General features: G+C 70.2%; 15 protein-coding genes. 8 read left to right on the top strand and 7 right to left on the bottom strand.

The features are described 5' to 3' along the window. Nucleotides 1-230: 230 nt before the first annotated feature. The 5 genes from DDV73_RS12250 to DDV73_RS12230 all read right to left on the bottom strand — a co-directional run bounded on the left by DDV73_RS12250 (nucleotide 231) and on the right by DDV73_RS12230 (nucleotide 3,657). Nucleotides 231-527 (bottom strand): DUF1416 domain-containing protein, encoded by a 297-nt coding sequence (locus DDV73_RS12250; protein ID WP_109507540.1) that lies wholly within the window; start codon nucleotides 525-527, stop codon nucleotides 231-233. A 36-nt stretch (nucleotides 528-563) separates the two neighbouring features. Continuing rightward, nucleotides 564-1,412: a sulfurtransferase gene (locus DDV73_RS12245; protein ID WP_109507539.1), complete on the bottom strand. Its 849-nt coding sequence runs from the start codon at nucleotides 1,410-1,412 to the stop codon at nucleotides 564-566. A gap of 15 nt (nucleotides 1,413-1,427) precedes the next feature. Beyond that, nucleotides 1,428-1,889: a DUF4395 domain-containing protein gene (locus DDV73_RS12240; protein WP_109507538.1), complete on the bottom strand. Its 462-nt coding sequence runs from the start codon at nucleotides 1,887-1,889 to the stop codon at nucleotides 1,428-1,430. Between the two features lie 302 nt (nucleotides 1,890-2,191). Next, complete coding sequence (locus DDV73_RS12235; protein WP_240617258.1) at nucleotides 2,192-2,635, bottom strand: thioredoxin family protein; 444 nt, start codon at nucleotides 2,633-2,635, stop codon at nucleotides 2,192-2,194. Nucleotides 2,636-2,703: 68 nt separating this feature from the next. After that, nucleotides 2,704-3,657 (bottom strand): ArsR/SmtB family transcription factor, encoded by a 954-nt coding sequence (locus DDV73_RS12230; protein ID WP_206050836.1) that lies wholly within the window; start codon nucleotides 3,655-3,657, stop codon nucleotides 2,704-2,706. Nucleotides 3,658-3,996: 339 nt separating this feature from the next. Here DDV73_RS12230 and DDV73_RS12225 point away from each other — a divergent pair, with 339 nt between their 5' ends. Genes DDV73_RS12225 through DDV73_RS12205 form a run of 5 tightly spaced genes read left to right on the top strand, consistent with a single transcriptional unit; the run spans nucleotide 3,997 to nucleotide 7,425 of the window. Then, nucleotides 3,997-4,776, top strand: coding sequence for an alpha/beta fold hydrolase (locus DDV73_RS12225; protein WP_109507536.1), 780 nt, complete (start codon nucleotides 3,997-3,999; stop codon nucleotides 4,774-4,776). A gap of 26 nt (nucleotides 4,777-4,802) precedes the next feature. Next, the gene (locus DDV73_RS12220; RefSeq protein WP_109507535.1) at nucleotides 4,803-5,438 is read left to right on the top strand and encodes a DUF998 domain-containing protein; all 636 of its coding nucleotides are present in this window, start codon (nucleotides 4,803-4,805) and stop codon (nucleotides 5,436-5,438) included. After that, the gene (locus tag DDV73_RS12215; RefSeq protein WP_109507534.1) at nucleotides 5,426-6,013 is read left to right on the top strand and encodes a dihydrofolate reductase family protein; all 588 of its coding nucleotides are present in this window, start codon (nucleotides 5,426-5,428) and stop codon (nucleotides 6,011-6,013) included. Before DDV73_RS12220 ends, DDV73_RS12215 begins: the two co-directional genes overlap by 13 nt. Before the next feature lie 21 nt (nucleotides 6,014-6,034). Continuing rightward, the gene (locus DDV73_RS12210) at nucleotides 6,035-6,988 is read left to right on the top strand and encodes an ArsR/SmtB family transcription factor (RefSeq protein ID WP_109507533.1); all 954 of its coding nucleotides are present in this window, start codon (nucleotides 6,035-6,037) and stop codon (nucleotides 6,986-6,988) included. Between the two features lie 8 nt (nucleotides 6,989-6,996). Further along, nucleotides 6,997-7,425, top strand: a complete 429-nt coding sequence (locus DDV73_RS12205) for a YybH family protein (protein ID WP_109507532.1) — start codon at nucleotides 6,997-6,999, stop codon at nucleotides 7,423-7,425. Nucleotides 7,426-7,436: 11 nt separating this feature from the next. Here DDV73_RS12205 and DDV73_RS12200 read toward each other — a convergent pair whose 3' ends face one another. Both DDV73_RS12200 and DDV73_RS12195 read right to left on the bottom strand, forming a co-directional pair. Then, a complete protein-coding gene (locus DDV73_RS12200; RefSeq protein ID WP_154402744.1) occupies nucleotides 7,437-7,925 on the bottom strand; it encodes a hypothetical protein in 489 nt (162 codons plus the stop codon). 96 nt (nucleotides 7,926-8,021) lie between these two features. Next, complete coding sequence (locus DDV73_RS12195; protein WP_109507530.1) at nucleotides 8,022-11,060, bottom strand: AfsR/SARP family transcriptional regulator; 3,039 nt, start codon at nucleotides 11,058-11,060, stop codon at nucleotides 8,022-8,024. 214 nt (nucleotides 11,061-11,274) lie between these two features. Between DDV73_RS12195 and DDV73_RS12190 the strand changes: the two genes are divergently transcribed. The 3 genes from DDV73_RS12190 (at nucleotide 11,275) to DDV73_RS12180 (ending at nucleotide 18,363) form a co-directional block, all read left to right on the top strand. Next, nucleotides 11,275-15,723: a fibronectin type III domain-containing protein gene (locus DDV73_RS12190; RefSeq protein WP_109507529.1), complete on the top strand. Its 4,449-nt coding sequence runs from the start codon at nucleotides 11,275-11,277 to the stop codon at nucleotides 15,721-15,723. 4 nt (nucleotides 15,724-15,727) lie between these two features. Beyond that, nucleotides 15,728-17,614 carry a fibronectin type III domain-containing protein gene (locus tag DDV73_RS12185; RefSeq protein WP_154402743.1) on the top strand — a complete coding sequence of 629 codons (1,887 nt, stop codon included), beginning with the start codon at nucleotides 15,728-15,730 and terminating at the stop codon, nucleotides 17,612-17,614. A 155-nt stretch (nucleotides 17,615-17,769) separates the two neighbouring features. Beyond that, nucleotides 17,770-18,363, top strand: coding sequence for a hypothetical protein (locus tag DDV73_RS12180; protein WP_109507527.1), 594 nt, complete (start codon nucleotides 17,770-17,772; stop codon nucleotides 18,361-18,363). The last annotated feature ends 135 nt before the right edge of the window (nucleotides 18,364-18,498 follow it).

Here is an 18,498-nt window from a genome sequence, read left to right as displayed (position 1 = left end):
GTCGCCCGAGGATTCCGCAACTACGACAACTACCGCCTACGCATGCTCCTCGTCGGCGGCGGACTCACCAGCCCCCACCTCAGGTAGGAAGAGCCCCATAGACGCTGACCCGGCTCTTGTTCACGTCATCTATGTGAACACGGGCCGGGTCAGCGTCTCTCAGCGTGAAGACGGGGCGGGTCGGCGACTCTCCTCGTGAAGACGGGGCGGGTCGGCGTACTCCACGCCCGTCAGAGGGCGATGGCGACTTCGGCGATGGAGCCGGTGGCGGCGGCGACCGCGGTGTCGACGGGGTCGGTCTGCGGCGCGAGGGTCCGCAGGGTCCAGTCGCCGTCGCCGGCGAAGAACCGGAAGTGGCCGCTCGCCGAGGTCGGGACCTCGGCGGTGAACTCTCCGGTCCGGTCCAGCAGTCGGACGTACGCCGTACCGACCGGGTCGCCGGCCTTGGTCACCTGGCCCTGGATGATGGCTTCCTTGGCGACATTGATGCCGTCCAGGGACAGGCCACCTTCAGTTGCTCCGCACATAGTTCCTCAGTTCCTTTCTCGCACCCGAACCGAGGCTCAGGCCTCGCCGGCCTCGTCGCCGATGGCGACCGGGACACCGACGAGCGAGCCGTACTCGGTCCACGAGCCGTCGTAGTTCTTCACGTTCTCCTGGCCGAGGATCTCCTTCAGCACGAACCAGGTGTGCGAGCTGCGCTCGCCGATCCGGCAGTAGGCGATGGTGTCCTTGTCCCAGTTGACGCCGGCCTCGGTGTAGATCTCCTTCAGCTCGTCGTCGGCGCGGAAGGTGCCGTCGTCGTTCGCGGCCTTGGACCACGGCACGTTCGCGGCGGTCGGGATGTGGCCGGCGCGCTGGGCCTGCTCCTGCGGCAGGTGGGCCGGGGCGAGCAGCCGGCCGGCGTACTCGTCGGGCGAGCGGACGTCGACCAGGTTCTGGGTGCCGATCGACTCGACGACCTCGTCGCGGAAGGCGCGGATCGTGTGGTCCTGCTCCTGCGCGGTGTACGTCGTCGCGGCGCGGGTCGGCAGCTCGTCGGTGAGCTCGCGCGAGTCGAGCTCCCACTTCTTGCGGCCGCCGTCGAGCAGCTTGACGTCTGCGTGGCCGTAGAGGGTGAAGTACCAGTAGGCGTACGCGGCAAACCAGTTGTTGTTGCCGCCGTACAGCACCACGGTGTGGTCGTTGGCCACGCCGCGCTCGGACAGCAGCGCTTCGAACTGCTCCTTGCTGACGAAGTCGCGACGCACCTGGTCCTGCAGGTCGGTGGTCCAGTCGAGCTTGATCGCGGTGCGGATGTGGCCCTTGTCGTACGACGTGGTGTCCTCGTCGACCTCGATCAGGACGACCTTCTCGTTGTCGAGGTTGTCCTCGACCCACTGTGCGTTGACGAGTGAACTCTCGCGGCTCATGTTCAGTGCTGCCTTTCAGTTGGTTTCAGCTGGTGCTGGGGTGTTGGAGGTGCGGGCGGTGAGTCGGCGGATCAGCAGGTATGCCTCACACCCGAGGCACAGCCCGAAGACCGCGTTGAGCAGCGCTGCCACGAGGGCGAACCCGGTCGCGATCGCGCCCACGAGCGTCGCGCCGAAGAGATAGGCGAGGAGGGCGGCCGCCGAGAAGACCAGGCCGACGGCCTGGGCGAAGCGCGGCGGCGCGGCGTCCTCGAGGTCTTGTGGTGCTGCCAGTCGCGGCCGGATCAGGCGCTTGAACACCCATGCGTGAGGGGTGCGCTGGACGCCGAGTCCGGCCGCGACCGCGAAGAGTGCCGTCTGCACACCCAGGAGTCCGACGCCGAAGGCGCTCGGTGCGGTCAGGAGTACGACGACGAGCACGACCGCGGTGACGGCGGCCGCGAACCGCTGGCCACGTGGATCGATTTGCTGGCTCATGCCGAGCTCCTGACGTCCTGGAAGGTCTCCGAGTGGGGTACTGACGGACCGAGGTCGGGACGCAGAGAGGGCTCAGGGTGTGCGCAGGCGCGACGGCATAGCGGTCAGCGCGCAGGCAAGGAGAGGGTGCGTCCCGTCAGGACATTCGACACAGCGACGAGCGCACGCGGCAGTGATCCACTGCGCGGCGCTTGGTCAGCCAGGTCGTCAACATGGCAGGAAGCGTATGCGCGGGCCGCCGTACACAGGAAACCGGGGTCTCACTCAATGGGACACGTATCCGCATTGTGGACATCTCACGCTCAGGAGACCTGCGTGAGAGCGTTCAGAACCTGCACCTTGGTGGGCGCACCACTGGCCCTGGTGACCTCGTGACCGTCCGGTCCGAGGACCAGCGTGGTCGGCGTCCGCAGCACCCCGAGCCGGCGGACCAGCTCCAGATGATGCTCGGCGTCCACCTCGACGTGGACCACGCCCGGCACCAGCTCGGCGACATCGGTCAAGACCCGGCGGGCGGCCCGGCACGGCGCGCAGAACGACGTGGAGAACTGGACCAGCGTGGCCCGCTCACCGAGCGCGGCCGCACGCGTCGGGCCGGCCGCGACGACGGCGTCCCAGGTGCTCTCGACCGGCTCGGCCGTCGCGCCCTCGGCGCCCTTGACCCGGTGCGTGCCGCGGAAGCGGCCGTTGCTGGCGGCCCACCAACCGCCGTACGCCGCCACCGCGGCGACCACGAGCAGCAGCACTATCACTCCGGGAGTCACGACCTGCACAACGACCGAACCGGCCGGACGATTCCACCGCCCATGTGCGGTCAGCTCGTCAGCGTGTCTCCGCGTGCGGTGCGGCGGTACAGCACCGACCCGGCGACCCTGGTCCGGGAGACGAGGCCGCAGGCGTGCAGGACGGAGAGGTGCTGGCTGACGGCGCCCGCCGTGACCTGCATCCGGCGCGCGAGGGTGGTCGTGCTGGCCGGCTCGGCCAGGTCAAGGAGGATCATGGCGCGGGTCCTACCGAGCAGTGCGGCGAGGGCGTCGGGCGGCGGCGGTGGCGTGGTCTCCCACAGGGTGGCCACGCCCCGGACCGGATAGGCGATCTCCGGCTGGTACGGCGCGACCATCTTGCGGACTCGTGGCCAGCCCATCGCGTGCGGGACCAGGGTCAGGCCCGTGCCCGACAGGTCGCCGGAGTAGTCGAACGGGTCCGCGGCGGACAGTCTGTCGCCGTCCAGCCTGACGGTCTCGTGCAGGTCCTGGAACAGCGCGTGCAGCCCGCCGGTGGCAAGCCGCTGCGAGCGCCACATCACGTCGGCCTCGAGGAGGCGCAGGATCCGCGGCCAGTGCGCCACCAGCGCCACGTCCCAGTACGCCCGGAGCGTGTCGACGATGCGCACCAGGGCTGCGTCGGGGTCGGCACCGATCCGCGCAGCGACGCCTACCGGGACGTTCGGGACATCCGCGATGTCAGCGACCACCTGCGCCGGGTCGGTGCTCAGGATGGTGTCGAGCTCGGCGGTGATGTCCGGCTGCGGCACTGACGGTGCCCGGGTCAGGAAGTCGGCGATGAACCCGTGCACCGGCGCGATCGCGAAGACCTCCGCCAGGTCGAGGTCCGCGACGAGCGGGCGCGTGGCCCGCACCCACGGCAGGTGCAGCGAGTGCTCGCCGGGCGCACGGAGCGCGACCAGGCTGTAGACCAGCTCCTGCAGTGGCGAGAACGCGAACCGGATCCGCGCGACGTCCTCGGGCAGCAGCCGCCACTCGATCACGCCGACTCCTCGTCGGCACATCGGGCCCGGCCACTTTTAGCCCGGATCCATCGATGGGCGCCGTCGCGAGCGTCACCAGGTGGGTGTGATGGCAAGGGGGCGGAGCGAAGGCGGGCCGGAGGCCCGTCGAGTCTTCGCCAACGCAGCCAGCGCGCCCGCATGGTGGCGCGCAGCAGGCGCCCATCGATGGATTCGGGTTTAGCCACGGCTGAATGTATCGCGGGCCGGAGAGTTCGGCGGAAACCTAAACATGGCGCCGCCGACCGCGGTGGCCGACCCTCAGACCAGCCCGACGCCCCAGGTTCCGGCCGGTCCATTCCAACGAACAGGAGATCAGTCATGCCCACAACCACCTCCGCCGACGGCACCCGGATCGAGTACGACCAGACGGGCAGCGGCCCGGTCGTCGTCCTGATCTGCGCCGGGCCGACCGACCGCAACTCCAACGCCGAGCTCGCCGGCCTGCTGTCGAGCTCGTGCACGGTCGTCAACTACGACCGGCGTGGCCGCGGCGGCAGCGGCGACGTCCAGCCATACAACCCCGACCGGGAGGTCGAGGACCTGACCGCGGTCATCGACGCCGCCGGCGGCCAGGCCGGCGTCTTCGGGAACTCCGGCGGGGTGTTCGTCGCGTTCCGCGCCGCCGCAGCCGGCGTTCCGTTCCAACGGCTCGCCCTGTGGGAGCCGCCGTACGCCGCCAGCGGTGGCGGACCGGCCGTCCCGGCCGACTACGCCGAGCAGCAGGCCGAGCTGGCCAAGGCGGGCAAGTACGGCGCGATGGCGGAGCTGTTCCTGACCGTTGCCGCCGGCATCCCCGCCGAGTTCGTCGCCGGTCTGCGGCAGGGACCCGCGTGGGGCTTCCTGGAGGCGGCTGCCAGCCCGGCCCTGGTGTACGACGCCCAGCTCGCCGGCGACTTCACGATCCCGGCCGACCAGGCCGCCATGGTGAGCTGCCCGACGCTGGTGCTGGACGGCGGCACCACACCGTGGCTGAGCAGCGCGGCGGACCAGGTCGCCGACAGCGTCGCCGACGGCACCCGGGCCACCCTCGCCGGCCAGCAGCACAACGTCGAAGCCACGGTGCTGGCACCCGCCCTCGCCGAGTTCTTCACTCGGTGACCCGCTTCTCGGAAAGGAGACCCGTCATGACCGCCAGCAGCCTTCGACAGGCCGGCACCGCCGCTGCCGTCGTGTACCTGGTCCTGGCCGCCGGCCAGTACCTGTTCCGCGACGGGTTCGACATCAGCCGCCACGTCCTCAGCCTCGCGGAGAACGGCGAATACGGCTGGATCCAGATCACCAACTTCATCGTCACCGGCACGCTGACCATCGCCGCCGCCATCAGCCTGCACCAGACCATGCCGGACGGTCGCGGCGCCCGCTGGGTGCCCCGGCTGATCGGCGTACACGGCGCGGGGATGATCGGCGCCGGGCTGTTCCCGCCCGACCCGGCCGAGGGCTTCCCACCCGGCACGCCGGACGGAACGCCCGAGCTCAGCACCCAGGGCGCGATCCACTTCACCGTCGCCAGCATCGGGCTGCTCGCAGCAGTCGCGGCCTGCGTCATCATGGCCCGCCGGTACCGCGCGGCCAGCCACCGCCGGCTTGCCGGCTACTCCGTCGCCACCGGCGCCGCCCTGCTGCTCGCCGTCGCCGGCCTGTCCGCCGCACCCAACCAGGTCACGACCCTGGCGTTCGTGCTGGTCGCCCTCCACTCCTCGGTGTGGCTGGCCATCGTCACCCGAGCGCCCGAGTCAGGGGACGAGTCATGGCCTCGCTGACGGTCATCGAATACCTCAGCCTCGATGGCGTGGCCCAAGCTCCGGGACACGAGGGCGAGGACACCGACGACGGGTTCCGACACGGTGGCTGGGCCGGTCCGCACCTGGCCGACCATCGCGAACATGGCACCGTCACCTACCTCAGCGCCAGCGCCTTCCTGTTCGGCCGGCGTACCTACGACATCTGGGTGCCGCACTGGCCCGCGATCACCGATCCGGCCGACCTGATCGCGGGAGCCTTGAACAGCCGGCCCAAGTACGTCGTCTCCACCACCCTCGCCGAGGCGAGCTGGGCCGGCACCACCATCTGGCCTGACCGAATTCCCGACCGGGTCGCCGAGCTCAAGAAGCAGCACGAGTGCCAGATCGTGGTGCCCGGCAGCAGCAATCTCGCGCACACCCTCATCGAGCACGACCTCGTCGACACCTACCAGCTCTGGTACCACCCGGTCGTCCTCGGTGGCGGCAAACGCCTGTTCGGAGGCGGGCCAGGGCCGCTGACGACACTGCGACTCACCACAACCACCGTGACCGCGACCGGAGTGGCAATCCTGACCTACGACAAGACCACCTGAACTCCGCCAGAATGGCGAACAATGATCCGGATTCAGGTCGATGCGAGCGACACCGCGCAGGCGCGGTTCGCCGCCGACGCGGTGTGGGAGTCCGCCGCGAGCCTGAACGTGTTGACCTTCCCGCGGTCCCACCTGCTCCACGAGCGCCTGGTGACCCGGGTGCCGGCCGACCCCGGGTTCGACCTGCAGCATCTGCTGGAGCTGGCGGGCGACCCGCACTGGGTCCCGGACCTGTTCGGCCCCACGCCTTCGACCGTGCAGGAACACCCGCTGACACGGCTCGCAGCTCTGGCCGAGGCGCCGCCCGAGGTGGCCGACTCCGACCTGGAGACGATCCGGCGGCGCCGTCCGCACATCGGCGCCGCCGGCATCACCGGACCGGAGTACGCCGAGCGGACGGCCACCGCCATGTGCGGGTACTGGACCGCCGTCCTGTCTCCCCTGTGGGACCGGATCCAGGCAATCGTGCGCGCCGACATCGAGTACCGGACCCGCATCGTCGCCGAGAGCGGGCTCGCCGGCGCAATCAGCGGCATCCACGAGGACGTGGCGATCGCATCAGGACTGATCACGATCTCGCTTCGCCAGGAGATCTGCACCAGCGCCACCGGGCAGGGCGTCTGGTTCGTCCCGTCGGTGTTCCGCTGGCCGTGGGTGAGCGTCGACGTCCGTCCGGTGGCGCCGGTCATCTCGTATGCCGCACGCGGCGCCGGCCGCGTGTGGGAGACGCGGCCGGCCGTACCCCAGCAGCACCACCTGGAGCGACTGATCGGCCGGACGCGGACGACGATCCTGGCCGAGCTGAGCGTCCCGCAGACAACCACCGCGCTTGCCCACAGCATCGGACTCACCGCCGCGACCATCAGCGAGCACCTGTCCGTGCTGGCCTCCTCCGGGCTGGTCGAGGGAAGCCGGAACGGACGCGAGGTGCGCTACGCGCGCACCGCCCGCGGCGAGTCCATGCTCCGAGAATGAGAGGAACCATGCTGGAGCCCCGTTCCGAGATCGAGGACCTGATCGCGGCCCGGTCCGAGGCCATCGCGGCCAAGGATCTGGACCGGCTGATGGCGCTGTACGCCGCTGACGTCGTCTACTTCGACCTCGTGCCACCGCTGCGCTACGTCGGATCCGACGCGCTCCGCGACCGGTTCGCACACTGGTTCCAGGGTTGGCGGTCTGCGATCGGTCAGGAGGTTCGCGACCTGACGATCACGGCCAGCGGCGATATCGCTACCGCGCACATGCTGATCCGCGCCAGTGGCACCCGGCAGTCCGGTGAAGACGTCGGCTTCTGGGTCCGCGCGTCGGACTTCTGCCAACGGCAGGACCGGGGCTGGCTGATCACCCACGATCACATCTCCCTGCCGGTCGACCTGGCCACCGGACGCGGCGTACACGACCTGTTGCCTTAGCCAGAGCTCGGTCACGGGGTGAGCTCGAGCAATGTTCCCTGATCCATGACGCTCAGCCAGTGGCCGTGTTCGAACCGGTAGGTGACCACGGTGAGGGCGCGCTGGTGGTACTCGAAGCGTGGGATGTCGTAGGTCGCGTCGTACACGATCACCGCCGAGCGGCAGCCGTCGACCTGGCGCGACAGCTCGGTCCAGGACCAGACCGCGTCCTTCTCACGGAAGTGTCGGGCCGCGCCCGCCATGATCTCGTCGATGCCGACGAACATCCGGCCGGTCGGGAAGATGCTGATCGCGTCCGCGGCATGGCCATCGCGCCAGGTCTGGGAGTCGAAGTCGCGGAACGACTCCATATCCGTGCGCTGCGCCTCGTCGAACATGCGGGCGCAGCCGGCGGCGGTCCTGGCCGGTGACTCGCTCGCGTCAGCAGCCGACCCGGCTGCGAGTCCACCAACGGCCAACGCGGCAACACACAGTGCTGACGTCACCCTGGGCTTGTCCATCGCTTCCTCCTCACGGTCCGCGTCTCCCGCCGGAGACGCCTCGATGTCCCGTGCGGACCAGGATGCGCAGCGCCGCCTCGCCGCGCCACGATTCGGTCAGCCCCGAAGCAGACGCGCCTCGACCACGTCAGGGTGGGCCGAGTCGCCGAAGGCGGCCAGGGCGCGACCGGCGTACTCGCTCGCGGCCGCCGGGTCATGCTCGGCCGCGGCGATCCGGGCCTCGATGAGGTGCGCCCGCCCGATGTGTCCGCGAAAGTCGGACACGCCGGGGACGGCGAACGCCGCGGCCACCCATCTCCGGGCGCCGGCCAAGTCCTGCTTGGCCAGGGCCACCGCGGCCAGTCCGAGGGTCGCGTCGATCATGATCCGGACGAATCCCACCTCGCGCGAGTGGGCGAGCGCGCCGGAGAGCAGCCGCTCCGCCTCGTCATGGTCGCCGCCGCTCAGCGCGAGGTGCCCCAGCGTCACCTCGACGCCGGCGGCGACGACGGGCAGGCCGTGGGCGAGGGCGAACTGATGGGCCCGGCGAGCCACGGCGAGCGCAACCGACCCGGCGGCCCGGTCGTACGCCACCCGGGCCTGGACCTCCAACGTCGTCGCCTCGTCCCACGCGGTCCCGCAGCGACCCAGCCCGTCCGCCAGCGCCTCCTCGGCTGCCTGAAACGACCCGAGCAGTCGTAGCCCGTCGCCCAACCCGCGGTAGAGCCCGGCCTCGTCCGAGATCGCCAGGCCACGCTCGGCGTAGGCCACCGCCTCGGCGGGTAGCCCGAGGTCCGTGCACACCGCGGACAGGTTGAGCGCGACGGAGCCGGACGGATGGGCCTCCCAGGCGTCCCGGAGCAGGTCGTACGCCGCCCGTAGCCGACCTTGGTCGAAGGCGACCAGAGCTCGGGTTTGCAGGGTCGTGGCCGTGCCCTCGTCCCAGTGCACCTTGCGGCTGTACACAAGCGCGGCCTGTAGCTCGCGCTCGGCGGGGTCGTAGTCCTGACGGCACAGGTGGTAGACGCCCGTCGCTCGCCGTACCGCGGCGATTGCCCGGGGGTCCGCCTCCTCGGGAAGCACCCTGGTGGCCGTCTCCAGCACCTCCGACCACATCGACAGGTGCCGGCCCAGCCAGAACGTCCCGGGTAATGCGATCGCCAGGACGATCGCGGACTCGTCGGCGCCGACCCGTCCCGCCAGCTCCAGGGCCTCGCGAAACGCCGGAACCTCCGCGTCCAGCCACCGGCGGGCGCCGTTCCCCCCGCCTAGCCACTCCCGTGCCGCCGGCTCCTCCGGCATCCAGGGCACCCGCAATGGCAGCCCGTGGAGCAGATCGGCCGCGCAGGTCACCCCGTCCACCAGCCAGGCAAGGTACCGGCGAGCGCCCGCGGCGTACTCGTCGGGGTTCTCGCGGCCCAGCGAGTCGGCGTACCGCTTGAGCAGGTCGTGCACGGTGTAGCGCCGGTCGCCCACCGCCCGGACCAGGCTGCGGCTGACCAGGCCGTCCAGGAGCCGGGCGGTCCGATCGAGCGGCTCGTCGAGCGCGGCCGCCAGGGCGCGGGTCGAGAAGGCGGCACTGGGCAGCATCCCGGTCATCCGGAACAGCCGTTGTGCCGACTCATCGAGTGCGTCGTAGGAGTCCTGGAAGGCCCTGGTGACGTACAGGTCGCCCTCGATGGCCAACTCCGCCCAGACATCGGCGGCCAGCCGGTCGGTGTACTCGGCCAGCGATTCGTCCGGCCGGTCGGCGAGATTGGCGCCGGCGATGCCGAGGGCCAGCGGCAGGTGCCCGCAGATCGACGCCAGCCGATCGACCTGCGCCGGCTCGGCCGCACACCGCTCGGCGCCGACCAGTCTCGCCAGCATCGAGACCGACTCGGCATCCGTCAGCGGCTCCAGCTGGAGTCGCCGGGCCGCGAGCCGAGCGGTCAGGCCGGGCAGTCTCGACCGCGAGGTGACGAGTACGACGCTTCCGGGCGAGCTGGGCAGCAGTGGCAGCACCTGCTCGGAGCTGGTCGCGTTGTCGACCACGAGCAGGAAGGCGCGGTCGGCGGTGACCGAGCGATAGAGCGCGGCGAGCTCGTCGGCCGACTCCGGCATCCCGCCGTCGCGGCCGAAGGCGCGCAGCAGCTGGCTCAGCGTCGCCTCGGCCGACACCTGCTCGGCCCCGGCACGGCCCAGGTGCACGAAGATCTGACCGCCGGGGAACCGGTCACGCCGGCGATGCCCCCAGTGGATCGCCAGCGTCGACTTCCCGACCCCGGGCGCACCGCTGACCACTACCACCGCCGGCTGGTCGCCGGCGACGGTGAGCTCGTCGAGCTGCGCCAGCGAGACGTCGCGGCCGACGACCGCAGGGAGGTCGATCGGCAGCTGTGCCGGTGAGGCCACCGGCTCGGGCCGCGACCGGTCCCGCTCGGGCGCGGCGATGCTGGCGTCGTTGTTCAGCATTGCTTGATGGAGCCGTTGCAGTGCTGGCCCCGGCTCCAGGCCCAGCTGCTCAATCCGCTCGCGGCGGACATCGGCGTACGCCGCGAGTGCGTCCTCCTGACGCCCGGCGCGATAGAGCGCGAGAATGTGCAGCTCGGCCAGCCGTTCGCGGCCCGGGTGGACCGCACTCAGTCCGGCGAGCTCGGGAAGGACCTCACCGGTCCGGCCGAGGTCCAGCTCGATAGCCAGCCGCTCTTCGAGAGCCTGCATCCGACGTTCCCCGAGGCGTCGCGACTCGGATGACAGCAGGTCGCCCTCGAGCCCGTCGTACGCCTCCGTGGCGCTCCACTCCGCCAGCGCCTCGGCGAGCAGGCCGGCCCGGGCAGCCGGCTCGAGTTCCGCAGCGGCGGCCGCCAGCCCCGCCTCGAAGCGCTGCGCATCCAGCTCACCATCCTCGACCCGGACGACGTAGCCCGTCGTCGTCGTGGTGACCCGGTCGTCCTCGCCCAGCGTCCTGCGGAGCAGCCACACGGCATTGCTCACCTGTTGGCGGGCGGTGTCCGGCGGGTCGCCCCAGAGCGCATCGATGAGGGCAGCGGTACTCACCTGTCGATTGGGGTTGGCGAGCAGGAGCGCGAGGAGGGTGCGCTGACGATGCCCGCGGATCTCCACGGACTCGCCGTCGCGCGCTGCGCGGACGGTGCCCAACACCGCGAACCTCATCGCCGATCTCCCGCTCCGCCTGGGCCGCTCGCCCGGCAGCACACCCTACTTAACGCGCCAGTGAAGCGGAGAGCACGCCGATATCAGACGGAGAGAGCACAAGGCGCCACGCTCGTTAGCATCGACCGCCGCCGACTCGGGCGTCCGGCCACACCACCAGCCACACCACCACATTCCAGCGTCACGACGTGCGTGACCGAACAAGGGGTACGAGATGCCGGGTCGTTCACTTCGCGCAGGCTGGTTCAGCCTGATCGCCTGGCTGACAGCGCTGCTTGCGGTTGGCGTGGGTCTCGTCGTACCGCCGTCGGTCGCTGTTGCGGCCGTGCCGGCCGACGGGATGACCGGTGCCCAGCTGACCACCGCGTTCCAGGAGTACGGCGACACCAGTGGCCGCTGGAGCGGTGGCGACGGGGCCGCATCGGTCGCCCTGCCGGACGGCCGCGTCGCCTGGCTGTTCTCCGACACCTACATCGGCTCGGTGAACGCCGACGGCTCACGGGGACCGTCGACGTTCGTCAACAACGCGATCGTGCTGCAGCACGGCACCAACCTGCAGACCACCGTTCACGGGGGCACCGCGGCGGAGCCGAAGTCGCTCGTGCCGGCGCCGGCCGGCGAGATGTACTGGGCGGCCGACGGGATCGTGGAGGGCGGCAAGCTGAAGGTGCTCTACGGCCACTACAAGAAGACCGGGTCGGGCTCGTTCGACGTCGCGCTCGTGGGCACCGCGCTGGTGACGTTCACGCTGCCGTCCCTCGCGGTCGAGTCCACGGTCGAGCTCCCGGTCGGTGCCACCACTTCGTGGGGATCGGCGGTGCTTGCCGATGGCGGCTACACCTACGTCTACGGATCCGAGTGGGAGGACGGGATCCGGCACCTCCGGCTGGCTCGAGTCGCCGCCGGGAGCATCGGCGGCGCGTGGGAGTTCTGGACCGCGACCGGCTGGGTGAGCTCCGAGGCACAGTCGCAGCGGCTGTCGCTGACCGGCATCGGCACCGGGGTCGCCGTACAGAAGGTCGGTGAGCAGTATGTGCTGGTCACCGTCGACACGCACCTGCCGTTCAACTCCGCGGTGGTCGCCTACACCGCGCCCTCGCCCGCCGGCCCGTTCTCCGGCCCGGTCGACCTGTTCGTCGCACCCGAACCGGGTCAGAAGGAAGGCGCCTACGTCTACGACGCCCGGCTGCACCCCGAGCTGGCACCGGATGGCAGGCTGCTGGTCAGCTACAACGTCAACACGATCGACCCGGACGCGCTCAACGGTGACGCGAGCATCTACCGCCCGCGCTTCGTCGACGTGGCGTGGCCGCCGGCCGAGCCCGACCCGGCCACCCTGCCCGCGGCGCCCACCGGCCTGACGGCAACTGCTGACCCGCTGACCGGGGCCGTCCGGCTCACCTGGCAGCCGGTCGCCGGCAGTAGCGTCAGCTACGACGTCTCCGTCCGCGACGTCACCGCGGGCGCGACGCACGTCGCGAAGGCCCTTCGCGACGTCACCGAGACCAGCGCGGAGGTCGTCTCCGTGACATCCGGGCACACCTATGAGTTCTCGGTGAGCGCCGCCAACTCCGCTGGTGAAGGACCCCGCTCGGCGGTGGTGAGCGCCACGCCGAAGGTGCTGCCGCCCGCGGCGCCGACCGGCGTCACCGCGACCGCCGATGATCAGGGCACGGTCAAGGTCTCGTGGAACGCCGTCGCCGGCGCCTGGACCTACTCCGTGCTCTATCGCGACGTCACCGCCGGCGAGACCGAGTTCGCCCAGTACGGCGCGAACTCGACCAGCGCCGAGCTGCGCCGGCTCACCCACAACCACGAGTACGAGATCAAGGTGACCGCGCGGGGCAGTGCCGGCGACTCCGACCCGTCCGCCATCGTGAAAGCGACGGCTCGCTACGCGGCGCCGCCGGTGCCCACCGGGGTCCGGGCGGCGTCCAACACCGACGGCACGATCACCCTCTCCTGGGACCAGCCGGCGCAGGCGGTCTGGTACGCGGTCTACCAGCGCGACGTCACCGCCGGCCAGACGTGGCAGAAGCTGGACCTGCCGGTCACCACCTGCTGCGAGATGCAGGCCGGCTACCTGACCGACACGCACGTCTACGAGTTCGCGATCGCCGCGATCGGCGACGGCGGCGCGGAGTCGGCCCGCTCGGCGTCCGCGCAGGCGACGTCCGCGTACCCGGCCGCCGCGCCGCCGACCGCCCTGGTAGCGAAGGCGGAGAGCGGCCAGGTGCTCCTGACCTGGACCGCCAGCACCACACCGGAGGCCTGGTACTGGGTGTACGTGCGGGACGTGACCCTCGGTGAGCAGTTCAAGAAGCTCGACCTGCCCGTCTCGTCCTGCTGCTCGATGAACGCCGGCTACCTGACCAACGGGCACACCTATGAGTTCGCCGTGACCGCGTTCGCGAGCGGCCGGGAGTCGGTGAAGTCGAACATCGTCTCCGCCGTACCCGACGTACAGCCGCCGCCGACACCGACGGGAGTGAGCGCCACGGCACAGTCGAACGGCCGGATCAAGGTCGACTGGCAGTCGTCGCAGGCGCACCTCTGGTACGTCGTCTACCAGCGCGACGTCACCGCCGGTCAGGCCTGGCAGAAGCTGGACTTGCCGATCACCGAGTGCTGCACGTTCACCGCCGGGCTGCTGACCCACCAGCACGTCTACGAGTTCAAGGTCGCCGCACTCGGCGAGGGCGTCGAAGGTGCCACATCGACCGTAGTCAGCGCGCGCTCGGTGTACGCCGTACCGCCGGCGCCGACCGGTCTCACGGGCACGCCGACAGGCGACGGCTCGGTGAGCCTGCACTGGACGCCGTACGACGGCGACAACGTCGGCTACTGGGTCTACCTGCGCGACGTCACCGACGGGCAGACCACGTTCACCCGCGGCGCGTGGCCGGCGCTCGGAACGTCCGCCGAGCCCGGCTGGCTCAAGCACGGCCACGTCTACGAGTTCAAGGTGTCGGCGGAGAACCCGGGCGGCGAAGGCCCGGCCTCGGCGCCGATCCGCGTCACCGCCACCGGCGGCCTGCCCCGACCGCCGTCCAGCCTCACCGGGACGGCCGGAGACGGCACGGTGACCCTGCGCTGGACGGCGAGCCCTGACCCGGATGTCATGTACGTCGTCTGGCAGCGCGACAAGACCGCAGGCGAGGCCTGGCGCCAGCTCCCGCTGCCGGTCTCCGGGTGCTGCGTGTTCAACGGCGGCATGCTGACCAACGGGCACACCTACGAGTTCAAGGTCGCCGCCGCGAACCAGTCGGGCCAGAGCACCGCGACCAACGTCGTCTCGGTGAAGCCGATGCCGCCGATCCCGGCACCGCCGACGAACCTGGTCGGAACGGCCGGCAACAAGACCGTGAAGCTGACCTGGAACGCCAGTCCGTCATCGAACGTGTGGTACTGGGTCGAGGTCCGACCAGCGGGCGGCTCCTGGACCCGCCTGAGGGACCCGGTCTGGTGCTGCGTCTTCAACGGCGGCTACCTCACGAACGGGGTGACCTACGAGTTCCGGGTGCGTACGGCGAACATCGCCGGCGCCAGCACACCGTCGAACGTCGTCACTGTGCGGCCGATGCCGCCGCTGCCGAAGGCCCCGACGAATCTGACGGGGACGGCACCCGGCAACGGCAAGGTCAGCCTGAAATGGACGGCGAGCACCACGCCAGACGTCTACTACTGGGTCGAGATGCGCGAGGGCAACGGTGCCTGGAAACGCCTGCAGTACCCGTCCTGGTGCTGCAGCTTCAACGGCGACTACCTGAAGAACAACGTCCGCTACGAGTTCGCCATTCGGGCGGCGAATATCGCCGGAGTGAGCCCGAGGTCGAACATACTCGCCCTGACCCCCACGGCCGATGCGCCGGAGTGGCTCAGGCTGACGCCCGGGGACAGGAATATGCACGTCAAGTGGACACCGAGCACGACACCGGGGGTTTCGTACTTGGTGAGCTGGCGACTCGCGGGTGACAAGACCGCTGCGTGGAGGTCAGTCCATATCATGAGCGGGTCCGAGGCGAGCGTCGCCGGCGGCAACGGATACAGCGACCTGTACGACTTCAAGGTGGAAGCGTGGACACCGTACGGCCCGAGCAAGCCTGCAACGGGGCAGGAAATGTTCCGCGAGATGTGGGGGGAGGTCGACTGGCATTGGATGAATGGGATCAACGGAAGCAATAAGGCAGCCGCGATCAGGACGGCCGGGAAGACCTGCCGGGACGGCGTCTACCAGCGGGTATGTTTCAACTCGAGAACGACGATTCCCAACACCTCATCGATGACGGTTGGGGACTACTGGCTGTATCCCGGATGGACTGAGTATACGTACATCACCGAATTGCGGTGCGAGGCGTTCCGACGAGCGAATCTGCGTCACGAAAGAGGTCCTGACTTCGCATTCAGGTACGGCCCGATGCTCATAGAGCACGAAGCAATTCATTCGCGTCAATGGGCCGAAGAATGGGACATGTGGTTCTACGTTTACAAATACCAGCAAGAGGCCAAGAAGAGCGGCGACGGAACCAAGAACGCCTTCGAGATTCGGGCCAATCTCTACTGGGGCGACTACCGCGCGATCGAAACGCGGTACACCGACAAATACGAGCTTCCGGACGGATGCGAGTGGCCAGGCAACGCGACGTACGAGCCGGTGGGGTGACGTGATGGCGCGACGTGTTCTCGTCTGGGTAGCCGTTGTCGTCGGCCTGGTCGCCTGGCTGACGCCGACGGTGACGCCGGCCCAGGCCGCGGACCCGGTCCGGATCATGGTCGTCGGTGACTCGATCACCCACGGCAGCTCCGGCGACTGGACCTGGCGCTACCGGCTGGCCAGGCATCTCACTGCGACCGGAGCCGAGGTCGACTTCGTGGGCGGGCACTCCGGGCTGTACGACCTGAACAGCAAGGGGTTCGGGTCCATGGCCTATCTCGACGCAGGCTTCGACACCCACCATCAGGCGCGATGGGGGCGGACTCTGCTCGAGGAGACCACCACGATCCGATCCGAGGTGGCGACCCACGCCGCGGACGTCGTGCTGCTGCTGATGGGCTCCAACGACGTCGGCCTGTCCGGCATCGACGGTGAGGAGTCGGAGTACCGGCTGCGCACCTTCGTCGCGAACGCCCGGGCCGCCCGGGCCGGTGTCGACGTCGTCATCGGCAAGATCAACGTCCCCACCAATGTGGACTCCGACGCCGCTCGGGCGGCGTTCGCCGGGTTCAACGCCGCCGTCGACCGGGTGGCGAGCGATCTTTCGACGCCCGAGTCGCAGCTCGTCGTTGCCGACACCACCGCTGGCTACGACCCGGCGAGCGACAACTTCGACACGGTGCATCCGAACGCACGCGGCGAGTACAAGATCGCCCGCGCCTTCGGCGACGCCCTGCACGACTCGTACGGTCTCGGCGGTACGTTCCCGGCGATCCCTGCCGTCCCGATCGGGCCGCAGCAGGCGCCTCAGGCACAGGTCGCGGCGTCCGACTCGACGCTGCACGTCTACTGGACGGAGTCCCTCGGCGCGACCGGGTACGTCGTACGGGCCCGCGACGTGACGGCTGGCGAGGTGGACTTCACGGTGCGAGCCCGGGTGGCTGGCCGCAACGCTCGTTTCCCGGCGGTCAACGGCCACCGGTACGACGTACAGGTGCAGGCCGCGAAGTGGTTCGCCGAAGGCGCGTCGTCGGCCGTCGTCGCCGCGACTCCGGCGGCGGGTGCGCTGCCGCCGGCCGCTCCCGCCCAGCCCACCGGGGTCACGGTCAGCAACCGGAGCGGCGAGGTGGGCCTGTCCTGGACCGCCGTACCTCAGGCCACGCACTACTACGTCGAGTACCGCGAGGCCGGGTCCGGCGCGGCGTTCGCGCGCTGGCCGGTGACGTCCAAGACGAGCGCCGCCACGATCCGCGGCCTGGTCAACGGAGCGCGCTACGACGTCCGAGTACAGGCCTATCAGGGCCACGGCGAGGGCCCGTTCAGCGGCACGCTAACCGCGGCACCGACCGGGCCGACACCGGCCGCACCCACCGTCACGGCCACCCCCGGCGACGAGCGGGCGACGCTGTCGTGGCCCGCCGTCACCCATGCGACCGGCTACTACGTCTGGATGCGCGGGCCGGGTGAGACCGTGTTCACCAAGCTCGCGCTCCCGGTCTTCGGCACCCGGTGGATCCCGGGTCTCACCCCGGGTGCGACGTACGACTTCATGGTGCAGGCGTACAACGGACTGATCGCGGGCGGCAGGTCGACCCCGGTGTCGGTCACCCCGAGCGGCATCGCGCCAGCTGCGCCGGTGCTCACGGTCACCGCGCTGCCGCAGGGCGCCAGGCTGACCTGGACCACGCCCGAGCACGCCAACAACTACCGCGTTTACCTCCGCCACGTCACTGCCGGCCAGTCCAGCTGGTCGGTCACCACGCTGCCCGTCTGGGGGCCGCCGTGGGAGGCGTCCGGCCTGGTCGCCGGCCACACGTACGAGTTCAAGGTCCAGGCGCTCAACGGCCAGGTCGAAGGAGGTACGTCGGCAGTCGTCGCGGCCACGATAGAAGGTGCTTAGCGCGGCGCTGCAACCGGTTGAAGGAAGCGAAGAGCGAGCCGAGAGCGGCGCCGGGCATCTTCGCACCGAGTCGGCCGGCGGCTTGGCCGCAACCAACGAGAGGACGGACCATGCTGCTCCCACCAACGTCTTGGAGACGACGCGCCATCGGATGCGTGGGGTCACCGCTGCTTGTCCTCGCGCTCGCCTCATGCAGCGACGACACGTCCAGCACCGCCTCGCCGAGGCCGTCGTCCCACCACGACCCGGCGACGGCCACTGCTTCCGCCACTCCGGCCGACTCCGCCTCACCGACTGGTCCCACAAGCGCGCCGTCCAGTACGCCGCGGACGGCTCCGCCAACACCGAGTGCCGCCGGCTGGCCGTGCACCCTGGCCCCGCCGGCCAAGGTCGCCGCCGCATTCGGGCTGCCGCGCGGGACCCAGGTCCGCGCCAAGGCCGAGGAGCCCACCGACGTCGGCAGCACCCGCGGCGTCTGCGACTACCGCTGGCCTGCCGGCCAGCTCCGGCTGACTGCGATCCCGTGCACCGATCACGTGGCCTGCATGTCCGCGACGATGGTCGCCTTCGCCGAACAGCACGCCGGGCAGCAGCCCGCCCAGATCCGTCGTACCTGCATCGAAGGCCTGTACGCCGACGGCGAGGCCGCGGCCGCCGTCTGTGGCCACCAGATCTGGCTCAGTCCCGTGCCCGACAGCGCGACCGCGGCCGCGCTCTTCCAGACAGTTCTCGACCAGCAGGAACAGTGACCGCCAACTGCCTGGCTGCTGGACTAGCCGCAACGCCGTTAACTTAAGGCTGGCGCTGAGGAGTCAAGGCTCGTTGGCGGCGTGTCGTCGCCGTGGCGCAACAGAGTCCCGGGGTAGAGAGGCAACAACCACGAA

Origin of the sequence: Nocardioides speluncae, from assembly GCF_003121585.1 — a bacterium.
GTDB lineage: Bacteria > Actinomycetota > Actinomycetes > Propionibacteriales > Nocardioidaceae > Nocardioides > Nocardioides speluncae.
This window is presented reverse-complemented; position numbering and strand designations above follow the sequence as displayed.